This is a genomic window from Fusobacterium varium (genome assembly GCA_021531615.1).
In the GTDB taxonomy this organism is placed as follows: domain Bacteria; phylum Fusobacteriota; class Fusobacteriia; order Fusobacteriales; family Fusobacteriaceae; genus Fusobacterium_A; species Fusobacterium_A varium_C.
On sequence record JADYUE010000060.1, the window covers coordinates 1 to 10,551 of the forward strand.

General features: G+C 33.4%; 11 protein-coding genes and 2 pseudogenes. 1 reads left to right on the forward strand and 12 read right to left on the reverse strand.

Annotated elements, in window-relative coordinates; all coding sequences use genetic code 11:
* Positions 1-268: 268 nt before the first annotated feature.
* From I6E31_11875 to mobC, 11 genes and pseudogenes are all read right to left on the reverse strand, one after another.
* Positions 269-772, reverse strand: a complete 504-nt coding sequence (locus I6E31_11875; protein MCF2640659.1) for a type II toxin-antitoxin system PemK/MazF family toxin — start codon at positions 770-772, stop codon at positions 269-271.
* A gap of 256 nt (positions 773-1,028) precedes the next feature.
* Positions 1,029-1,802 carry a hypothetical protein gene (locus I6E31_11880; protein MCF2640660.1) on the reverse strand — a complete coding sequence of 258 codons (774 nt, stop codon included), beginning with the start codon at positions 1,800-1,802 and terminating at the stop codon, positions 1,029-1,031.
* Positions 1,803-2,140: 338 nt separating this feature from the next.
* A pseudogene (locus I6E31_11885) lies at positions 2,141-2,392 on the reverse strand (hypothetical protein).
* A 38-nt stretch (positions 2,393-2,430) separates the two neighbouring features.
* Entirely contained in the window at positions 2,431-3,003 is a 573-nt protein-coding gene (locus I6E31_11890; GenBank protein ID MCF2640661.1) for a hypothetical protein, read from the reverse strand.
* A 197-nt stretch (positions 3,004-3,200) separates the two neighbouring features.
* Positions 3,201-3,383 carry a hypothetical protein gene (locus tag I6E31_11895; protein ID MCF2640662.1) on the reverse strand — a complete coding sequence of 61 codons (183 nt, stop codon included), beginning with the start codon at positions 3,381-3,383 and terminating at the stop codon, positions 3,201-3,203.
* A 169-nt stretch (positions 3,384-3,552) separates the two neighbouring features.
* On the reverse strand, positions 3,553-3,726 hold the full coding sequence (locus I6E31_11900; protein MCF2640663.1) for a cysteine-rich KTR domain-containing protein: 174 nt from the start codon (positions 3,724-3,726) through the stop codon (positions 3,553-3,555).
* 51 nt (positions 3,727-3,777) lie between these two features.
* Positions 3,778-5,697: a tetracycline resistance ribosomal protection protein Tet(O) gene (gene tet(O) / locus I6E31_11905; GenBank protein ID MCF2640664.1), complete on the reverse strand. Its 1,920-nt coding sequence runs from the start codon at positions 5,695-5,697 to the stop codon at positions 3,778-3,780.
* Between the two features lie 366 nt (positions 5,698-6,063).
* Positions 6,064-6,258: pseudogene (locus I6E31_11910) on the reverse strand (TnpV protein).
* A 170-nt stretch (positions 6,259-6,428) separates the two neighbouring features.
* Positions 6,429-6,941, reverse strand: a complete 513-nt coding sequence (locus I6E31_11915) for a hypothetical protein (protein MCF2640665.1) — start codon at positions 6,939-6,941, stop codon at positions 6,429-6,431.
* Between the two features lie 11 nt (positions 6,942-6,952).
* Entirely contained in the window at positions 6,953-7,885 is a 933-nt protein-coding gene (locus I6E31_11920) for a relaxase/mobilization nuclease domain-containing protein (GenBank protein ID MCF2640666.1), read from the reverse strand.
* Positions 7,864-8,154, reverse strand: coding sequence for a plasmid mobilization relaxosome protein MobC (gene mobC / locus I6E31_11925; GenBank protein MCF2640667.1), 291 nt, complete (start codon positions 8,152-8,154; stop codon positions 7,864-7,866). Before mobC ends, I6E31_11920 begins: the two co-directional genes overlap by 22 nt.
* Before the next feature lie 291 nt (positions 8,155-8,445).
* Between mobC and I6E31_11930 the strand changes: the two genes are divergently transcribed.
* Positions 8,446-8,721: a hypothetical protein gene (locus I6E31_11930; GenBank protein ID MCF2640668.1), complete on the forward strand. Its 276-nt coding sequence runs from the start codon at positions 8,446-8,448 to the stop codon at positions 8,719-8,721.
* Positions 8,722-8,867: 146 nt separating this feature from the next.
* Here I6E31_11930 and I6E31_11935 read toward each other — a convergent pair whose 3' ends face one another.
* Positions 8,868-10,475 (reverse strand): hypothetical protein, encoded by a 1,608-nt coding sequence (locus I6E31_11935; protein MCF2640669.1) that lies wholly within the window; start codon positions 10,473-10,475, stop codon positions 8,868-8,870.
* Between the last annotated feature and the right edge of the window lie 76 nt (positions 10,476-10,551).

Here is a 10,551-nt window from a genome sequence, read left to right on the forward strand (position 1 = left end):
ATCAATGAATTTTTTGACCCTATTATATAAAAAATAAAAAGGACTGAAAATCCTCACCCAAATTATATGACAAAACAGAGAATGATGAGTTCTCCGTTTCTCTCACAGACGCAAAGTCCTTTTAATCATCTCACAGGTGCTAAGACCCAAATAGTAAAGGGAGTATAAATACTCCCTTTCTATAACTTAGTCGTAAAGACCATTTTACTTATGAACGTGAGCGTATAGCTCTTTTGTAATTAAATAATACCACATTTTTCTATGAAAATCAAGGATTTTTAAACAACAAAGAAGCTAAACCATTTTCTATAGCTTCCATTTGTTGAGCAGTTAATTTAACATTGACCATTTTTCCTTTTACTCTTGGCGTCATTAATCTTGACCTACTCACAGTTGTTATTTGATTAGGCAAAGCATAAGAAACTTTTTTTGTAGATAATTTAGGAATAATTCCTAAGTCTACCCTCGTAATCATTGACCCTTGTGGATTTTTTGAAGTAAAAGGAACTATGTTTGCTACTTTTCCTTGAACTGCTAATACCACACAATAATGTCTATCTCTTAGCTCTGAGCCTGTATTATATCCAAAATCAACAGAATATACATACCCTCTTTTTGCTTGAGCTAGTTCTAATTTTGGGTCTTGTAAAATCCTTTTATTATTTTTCAAGAAATTTACTAAAGATGTCGTCAGCAAAAGATAGTCATTCTCTTTCAAAATTTTTTTGATTTGTTTTAATGTTTTTCTAAAAATTCTATTAAATTTTTTCATCTCACTTCCTTTAGCTTCTCAGACCTTACAAAATCGTTTTTAAGGCGTTTTTTCCCTCTCAAGTAGGATTTATATCAAAAAATTATGAAAAGCCTTTATTTAACCTTTTAATCATTTTTGAAACTTTTAATTTTTTTATTTTTGGGCAAGAAAATCATTTCACAGAAAATATGTCTGTCAAGGTTGCGAAGCATTTATTTAACCTTGACTGACTAAGATTTTCTGTGATACAAAATTCTCTCCAAAAATAAAAATTTTACTCCTTAGTATATTTGTTTACAAATTCTAGTAAAGCAAAGTTTAAAATCTGAATTTTTGAATAATTTTTATGTTCATTACAGAATTTATTAAATTTATCTAGGACTTCCCTTGAAATTCTAAGAGATGTAGAGAAAGAACTCATTAATAAGATTTCGTTAGGTATTAATAAATCGTTCTCAGCTTTTCTACCAATGCTTATAAATTCATCTATATTATCCAAGAAATACAAGAATTTTTTTCCTAATTCTTCATTTTTTAGCCTTTCTGATATTACTAAACTTGTTTTGTTTGTAGTTTCCTGTAGGTCATCTGTGTTTTTTTCTTCTTTTTTATCTGTAGTTTCTTGTAGGTCGTTTGTAGCTTCCAAGATTTCAGGCTCTATTTTTTCTGTAGTTTCTTGTTGCTTAGTTGTAGTTTTTTCTTTTTCATCCGTAGCTTCTTGTAGGTCTTCTGTAGTTTCTCTCTCAACTGTTCCTTTTTTGTCTGTAGCTTCCTGTAGGTCGTTTGTAGCTTTAGGAGTTTCAACCTCTATTTCTTTTGTAGTTTCTTGTTGCTTAGTTGTAGTTTCTAACATTTCAAATTTTAATATTTTTAATTCTTTCTTTGTAAATGCTTTATAATTCTCTTGTAACCATTCCTCAAATTTTTTGTTAGTATAAAAAATTCTGTTCTCTTTTTTTCTAGTTACTATTTTTTCTACTGTTTCTTCTCCAAATTTTTTTATAGCTTCTTTTACTTGGATTACTTTTTCATCTACTACTTTTTTCATTTTCCCTCCTTTACTGATGTGGTTTTTTGTAGCCTATTTGTAGTTTTAATTAATTATACCTCTTTATCTCTTATTTTTCAAGCAAAAAAAAATACAAGGGACAATTTGACCCTTGTAAAATTTGATTTTATAGCTCCTCACTTTAGAGTAGAGGCTCACTCGTTTTTATAGCTCCTCACTTCAGAGTAGAGGCTCACTCGTTTTTATAGCTCCTCACTTCAGAGTAGAGGCTCACTCGTTTTTATAATTTTTAATTTGCTAGTAGAACTTGTTTTTAAGGTTGTCTGTCAACCATATCCCTAGATAGTTTTTTATGGTGTCTATCCACCCCCAAAGCGTTCCAGTTCTAATTTCTCACCGTTGAATTTTCCATAGTTTCCCCATTTGCTCTGCAACATAACGCAGGTACAATCAAAATCCACACCTTCGATTGTGATGTTTCCCTCGACCTGTTCAAAAGGTTCTGTAAGTTTTTCATATCCGTCCTCGAATTCAAGGACTATTGTTTTATCTTGAATTATAATCTTTTTGACCCGCATATCATGCAGACTATATGGAATGGGCGGATTGTGTTTATATTCTGTCCTCATGAGACCTCCCCGTCAAATTCTAATTTATCGATTTCTTTTTACTTACTAATCATACCATACAACAGCATAAGAAACACTAAAATATTGCAGACCATACCGCCCCAAAACAGGTACAACTTCAAGCCCTCATATCTAAAAAAACTGTTCTTACTTTCCTCAAGCTCCCGGATCTTCTGCTTCATCACGCTCGTAAGTGTATCAGACTGCTTCTCAAGAAGCTTTGTAGCCCTCTGTATAGCCTCTATATTCGCCTGTAACGCCTTTCTAACCTCTTGGACGGTGTTTTCCTTAACCTCATCTTTCAGGCTCCCAATCTCGCCCGATATAGCGTCTTGAAGCAATTCGTTGCTGTTCTTCAGCAGCTCTACGCTCTGCTTCAGCTCGCTGATGAGCTTCCTGTTCTGCTCTGCGTCTCTCTGCCTGTTCTGCTCTGCCCTCACTTGTTCTTGATTTGACTGCTTCATCAATTCCTCGCAGTTCTCGCTCGACATCGCCAACGCTTCTTTGAGCAGACTGTTTTCCAGCTCTGTCCGGCTCTGTCGGTTTAACTCTTGAAGCTGCTCTCTTGGACTGCTCTGCTTCTGCTGTTCGTGCATTTCTCTCAAACTCATGCTCCATACTCTCCTTTCCAAAATCCATATTGTAGTATTTTTCCAGCTTGTTATCCCTGATTTTACAAGCCTTTTCTCCTGCCTGTTCCCTGGCTAAGTCGGTATATGTGATGTACTTGTGGCTGTCCTGCCAGTCCACCCCGTACCCTCTTTCATTCATCAGCCGGATAAAGGTTTCCCGGCTGGTCGCTGTTTCCTTACAATCCAGCACCGCAAGGGCAATATCCTGCACATAGCTTTTGACCTTTCCCTGCTCTGCCTGTTTCAAAAGCTGGTAGGTGTCTTTGCTCCATGCCACCGTTTCTTCCCGGACTTCTCCAGCAAATGTCTTTCCTTTCTCCGGCACATGCAAGCCCTGTTCCCAGCTCTGCTCGTTGCACCGTTCCTTTAAGTCTTTAAGGTCGTGCTTACTCAGAGGGTAATTTAGGGTATAACAAAATAACCCACCCGAATATCGTTTTTTTTATTTGGTGAGTTTGTTCTTTCAAATACGAAACAAAAAGAGCCGATGATTCGTGAATTGTTCCACAATTTCATCGGCTCTGCGTCTTAAGCGTCTGGCTCTTTGATGACAGTTATCTTCAAGTTGTCAACTTTAATCAATCTTTCTTGTCTGCATTTTGGACAATAAAGGGGATAATTCTCCAAAACAGTGTCCTTCCTAATTTTATTACGGGTTTTGCTCCCACAAACAGGACACAATATCCATTCGCATTTCATCATAATTAGTCTCTAATCCTTTCAAATCTCATTTTATATGACTTTTGCAAGCTGTTAAGCTAACTTGTGGAACATATGCCGAACCTTATCTATACGGCTATTCGGGCGGCGGGGTTGGCAAATAAATTTACCAATAGCTGGCTGGTATCCTTTTAACTCTGTCAAGCAGACTCCCTGCCCATTTGTGAAATAAGTTAAATCGTTCCTGTATTCTTGAATACATCTAGCAGGGATTTCTCCTTTCAGAATGACCTCGTCATTCTTTATCTGAGTACTTACAATATCTGCACAATACCTTGGAGCATCATGATACGCCCGTGAGAGATATTCCTGCGGTGCATAAATTTCAAAGTGGAGATATGGCTCTAATAGTTCTGTCCCTGCTTTTTTTAAAGCCTGCTCCAATACGATAGGGGAAAGTAGCCGAAAGTCTACGGGGGTACTTACAGGACTATAATACAATCCATATTCAAAACAGATTTTACAGTCTGTCACTTTCCATCCATACAGCCCCTGCTCGCAGCCATAAAGAACCCCCTCCATAACCGCATTTTGGAACGATTGATTTAAATATCCAAGTGAAACTCTGCTTTCATACTGCACTCCGCTTCCAATAGGGAGCGGCTCTATGGACAACCCGACAGAAGCCCAGAAAGGATTTGGCGGGACTTCTATGTGGATGGTATATTCTGCTTTTCTAAGCGGTCTTTCCATATATATAACAGTAGGCTCTTTTATTTCTGCCTCCACATGATATTTTTCCTCAAGGATGGCACAAATGACTTCCATCTGCAAATTCCCCAAAAAAGAAAGTATAATCTCATGCGTTGTAGTATCCACATAATATTTTAAAAGAGGGTCGCAATCTGAAATTTCTGTAAGTGCCCCAAGCAATATTTCCCGCTGTTCAGATTTCTTTACTGCAATCGTTGTTTGGAGCATAGGGAGAGGATTTTCAATAAATTTTCTCTGCGGCAACAGTATTTCGTTCCCCAAAATACTGTTTAGCTGCAAAACATCATTTGGTAAAATTACAATATCACCAGAGCAGGCTGTATCGGATGAATATAATTCACCGTTTGTCGGAACATACATCTCTGTGATTTTTATTTTCTCTTTTTCAGATATTCTAATAACATCCCTCAAATGCAATGTTCCGCTATATATACGCACATAAACAAAACGCCGCCTTTTCTCTGAATATTCAATCTTAAAAACCTGCCCGCATAGTTCAGATTGACCTTCAGGCGTTGATGAATAAAATTTACTGGCAATTACTTCTATAAGCTGCCGAATCCCCAGATTGTTTTTAGCGCTTCCGTGATAAACGGGAAATAACGTTCCGTTTTGGAATCTCCTGTTTTCTTCCTGTTCCAGTTCTGACATTTTAAACAGTTTCCCTGACATATATTTCTCTAATAGTTCATCGTTTCCCATAATTACCGTATCCCACTGTTCCATATCGTCATTGTCTGTTACATTTATATGGGGATGCTGCCCAACCTTTTGCTTCACTATAATTTCCGAAGAAAGCTTTGCTTTCATTTCTCGATATACCATTGGCAAATCAATCCCCTCTTGGTCAATTTTATTGATGAAAAAAATTGTCGGAATCTTCATTGTCTGTAGTGCATGAAACAGTATACGGGTCTGTGCCTGTATGCCATCCTTTGCAGAAACTAATAATACTGCTCCGTCTAATACGGATAAAGAACGGTATACTTCCGCCAAAAAATCCATATGGCCTGGCGTATCTATAATGTTGACTTTTACATCCTCCCACTGAAAAGATGTCACTGCTGTCTGGATAGTGATTCCCCTTTGACGCTCCAAATTCATTGTATCTGTCCTTGTTGTGCCTTTATCTACGCTCCCTGGTTCTGCAATTGCACCACTGGTATACAATAAACTCTCCGTTAATGTTGTCTTTCCTGCGTCAACGTGAGCCAGAATGCCTAAGTTAATTATTTTCATGTGATTTTCCTCCTATCAACACCCAAAAAAGGGCATAAAAATACCCAGTGATAAATACTCCTATCACTGGGTAAATAACTCCAATAGCCCCAAAACACTTATATGTTTTCGGGCATATAAAATTACATGATAAAAGTATTCTTAAACTGGGTACAAAAAACTAAGCCCCATATTAAAAGTGAAACGGGACTGCTACTTTTTGTTCCCACTATCAAATTGACAGTTTATTTAAGAATACCTTGCTGCATATTTATTAACTCCTTGTATAATACTGAATCTAATTATACTCCTTAACCCTTTATTTGTCAAGCTGACAAACTAAAGCAGAAAAAGCGGCAGGATTTCCCCCTGCCACTAATCATCTGTTTATGCAAAAATAATTTCCTTTTCCACAATCTCCCTCGCACAAGCCCTTATGTTATTGAGGCATCCTGTCCATTCTAAGGCGTTTTCTGCCTTTAGCTGTTCCGTTATGCCCTGTGCCTGTTTCATACCCTCTATGAGCCTTTCAAAGCGTTCCTGTGCCTGTCTGTTGATGTCGGCAAGGTAGGCGTTTAGCCTTAATTGATATTCATGGAAGCCATCTCTAAAATCTACACCAAAAATATTCATAAAATCTTTTTCAAATGTTTGGGCGTCTTGCCTTTCATCTCCATCTGTTTTTTTCCAAGTATTTTGAAAGGCTATTGCCCTTGTTTCTATCTCTGTCCAAGTCAGCATAAAAACTCCCCCTATTTTTTATTATTTTTCTTTGCTTCTTCTATTTTTTCTTTTATCCATTTATTATCGCCAAAATATTTAGTTTTATTCTCTTTATTATACCAATTTTTATCGTCTAATAACTCCATTCTATAAATTAAATCTATTCTATCATTTAAAAATTCATTTTGCTGTTGGAATTTTTTCCCAAATGATATATACATATATGTTATTATGGTTAAAGCTATTAAAAAACTTCCTAAAGGAATATAAAGAAGCCATAATTTCCAACTGTTAAATATCTTTGTCATAAGGTCATTTATGGCATTACTAATAGCTTTTCCATCAATGGTTTCATATTCTTCTTTTATCTTCTTAATTTCACTTGATATTGTCGTTAAAGTTGGGTCTAAATTTTCTATCTTTGATATAGCTTTTTGAATTTCTTCTAATCTCTCTGATGTAAGCTTTAATTCAGTTAATGTTTTCTCTATTTCTTTTGCTTCATTTTTTAAGTCATTTGCTCTGTCAAATATATTTGCCATGTAGTCCTCCTTTATATTTCCATTCCATCATTACTTTTACTTCTTTCTTTAAAACTTTTTTCCCATACATTTTCTTTTGATTTTTCTTTTATTTTTTCTATATCTTTTTGCTTTTCTAAATTTTTGAAATGTTCTCTCAATTTTTCTGTATCAAGAGCAGGGTGATATATTTGTTCTTTTAAACTTTCTAATCTGAATGTTGGCTTCTTACCTGTTCTATGTTCTTCATCAACTGTTAAAGTAATATATTTTCTATATTTTATAGAGCCATCTTCTTTAACTGTTTCTCCCCAATTAATTTCTACTCCTTTTTCTTTTAAAATTCTAGTAAAATCTTCTTTATTTTTTGCTTCTTCTCCTGCTTGAATATAAGCTAAAACAGCAGTAACTATATCACATGGTTTTTCTCCGTTTAAAGCTTTCTCTATTGCTTCTCTTGTATTTCTTGATTTTGCTACTACTTCTCCTATCTCTGGAACTTTATCTGTTTTTACCACAAGTTCTAGTCCATATTCTTGAGCTAATTCATCTGCTCTTTCTCTCCATTTTTCAAACTGTTCTTTCTCATAATAAAACTTCTCTCCATTCTCAAAATTTACAGAGTTTACTACGATATGATTATGAGTATGTGCTTTATCTGTATGTTGAGCTATAAAAACTTGATTTTCAGGAAAAAATTCTTTACATAATTTTACAGTCATTTCTAAAGCTTTATCATTATCTATTTCATTGGGCTTAAAACTATGTGTAAAATGCTTATATTGTCTATCATCTAATTTGTTATAAAATTCTTTAATATCTTGAAAGTCTTTAAAGGCTTCTTTATAGTTATCTGAACACAGTATTCCTACTGTCTGATTTGCTTTTCTTCCTACATAGTCTAAAACACCTTTACTTCCACCAACTTTTTTACTTGATTTATCTATTGCTTTAAAGATTGCCATAGTTCATCAAGCTCCCTTTGAATTTCTCTAAAATCAGATATAGTTTTACTATTACATTTTCTAGCTATTTGATTAAGGCTATTTCCAATACCTATTTTTAATCTATAAATAGCCTTTAAATTCTCGTTTAGTTCTTGAATATCTCCTAGCATATTTCTTCTTATTAAAATTCTTACAAATTCGTTCTTTGTTACTCCATATAATTTAGCTTGAGTTTCAAGCAAATTATAATCTTCTTCATCTAGTCTTAACGATAAATTTTTCTTCATAAAATTTATACCTCCTTTTTCTGCTTTTAGCAGGGGTTTTTAGGGGTAATGCAATACCCCTAAACGAGCGTCGTGACAGCAAAATGATTTATCATTTTGCCGTCAAAGACAGTGTGCTCGCTTCCTTAATTTTACTTAATATATATTAAGTATACCTCTTATTTTTTGACTTGTCAAAAAATAATGGTATACTTTCAAAAAATAACTAAATTAAGGAAGGACTAGAAATTGTGGCTAAAATATACTATAATAATATTACTATAAATAATCTTTTTACAGGAGGTTTTAACTATGGAAGAACTTAACCAAGTACAAGAAAATTTAGAAACTACTAAACCAAAGAAAAAAATCAAGACTTCTGAGGAAATTAAGCAGGAACTTATTAACAAGAAAAAAGAGATTGAAAAAAAACTAAAAGAAATTGAGTTAAAGGAAGCTGAAAAGAAGCTAAAACCTCTTTTTAATCTTTTCATAAAAAATGCACAAAAATTATCTGATGAAGATATAGCTAGAATGGTTGCTCATTATAAAATTAAATTTGCTGAAAAAAAAGAAGAAAATAAGTAAAAATTTATAAAATTTTTTGAAGCTCAAAAAAAATGACCTCGTAAAATCGTTTATAACGCATTTCTCGGGGTCATCTTGATGTTTTATACCTTTTATTTTTGAATCAAATTTAAGCTATTTAAAGGCTGTTTTAAGCATTTCCTTTTTTAAGATATTTTGAAGTTAGGTACAAAGTCATATTTTAAACAAATTTCTTTAATTTTTTTATTATCTTCTGCTTCTAAAATTTGACTACAAAATTCTTCGTGTTGTTGTTGGGATTTAAAACCGTGATTTTGTTTTATAATTAGCTGTTTTAATTCATCCAGAGTTAGCTTTTTTCTTAATGGATTTTCTTTCTCTATAATCTGTTGAATTTCCTCCCAGTATTTTTTGACTGTATTTTTAGACATTCCTGTATCTTTTACACACTGGTATTTTGTTGCTCTAGGATTAAATCTTAGGTAGTCTATAACTTCATCTTTTTTAGATTTTCTTCCATTTCCTATCTTATTCCAAGTAGTATTTTTATTAATAACATCTCTAATCATATTCATCATCTGAATATGAGCTTCTTGCTTTCTATAATTTCTCTTATTTGGAGGAATAGGTATACCTGTTACAATCTCTATATCTTTACGAGGAAAAGTCATATAACTTTCTTTATAGGCTTTTAGGGCATCTTCTATATCTTCTTCTGTAAAATGATTATCCTGATTTCCTGTCTTACTTTCCATCTCCTCTAAGAACGAATATGCGTCGGCTTTTACCTCCTCATAAGGTATATCACATTTTAGTCCATACATAGCAAGGCTCATTATACAAAAATACCTGTGTCCCTCAACTACTTTTTCATTATCTGTAATAGTTCTTTTCCACCAATCATATAAATCTCTTTTAATATGCCATTTTTTACGAGATTTATCGCCTTTTACTATCCGTCTTTCATACCAATCAGGGTACTTTTCTTTCGCTTCTTTTAAAGTTAATTTTTTCGGAACATAAAGAGCTTTATTTATAATGTCTATTTCTGTATCTACTAATTTTCTTCTTCCTGTTACCCATAAATTAAGTTTTTCAATGGTATAAAGCTCTGAATTTTCTAAATAAAAAGCTCTTACAACTTCTCCAAATTTTGTTTTTGTTTCAGGGATTCTAAATCCTTGAAAAATTCCTTGATATTGTCTTTTCTTGACGCTTGATGTATAGCCGTTCCAAACCAAGTCTATTAACCCATACTTAAATCTTTTTAAAAGGATTTTGATATTATCAAAAAGAGCTATAGGTTTTTCAAGAATATAATACAAATGCAGTCCATTTCCTGAGCTGACTATGATATTAGGTTTGGGCATAACCTCATTTTTATACTGATAAAAAATATCTTCTATTTGCTGCTTTCCTACTCCATCTAAATCAATGGCAAAAGCATATAAAAATCTTGAGTTTTTCGCCGTTCTGTTTCTCCCTATATAACTGATGGGGCTTGTGATGACAAACTCTCTATCTTTAATTTCTTCCAAAAAGTTCAAATCATTAAAAATCATAAAATGTCTTGCTCTATCTTTTAAAATTTCTGTAGCTATTCCGTGATATTTATGATTTTGATGTTCTTGAGAAGCTCCCTCACATTCCTCTAAAGGCATTTCATCATTTCTACTGTATATTAATTCAAAGAATTTATAGACATTAATTTCAGTATATTGAAAATAAGGATTGTATTTTAAATAACCATTTCTTAAATTATAAAGTTCTTTTTTCTTTTCTAAACCAGTCATAAAAGACCTCCAAATTATACTATAGAGCCGTTATATTATCAATGAATTTTTTGACCCTATTATATAAAAAATAAAA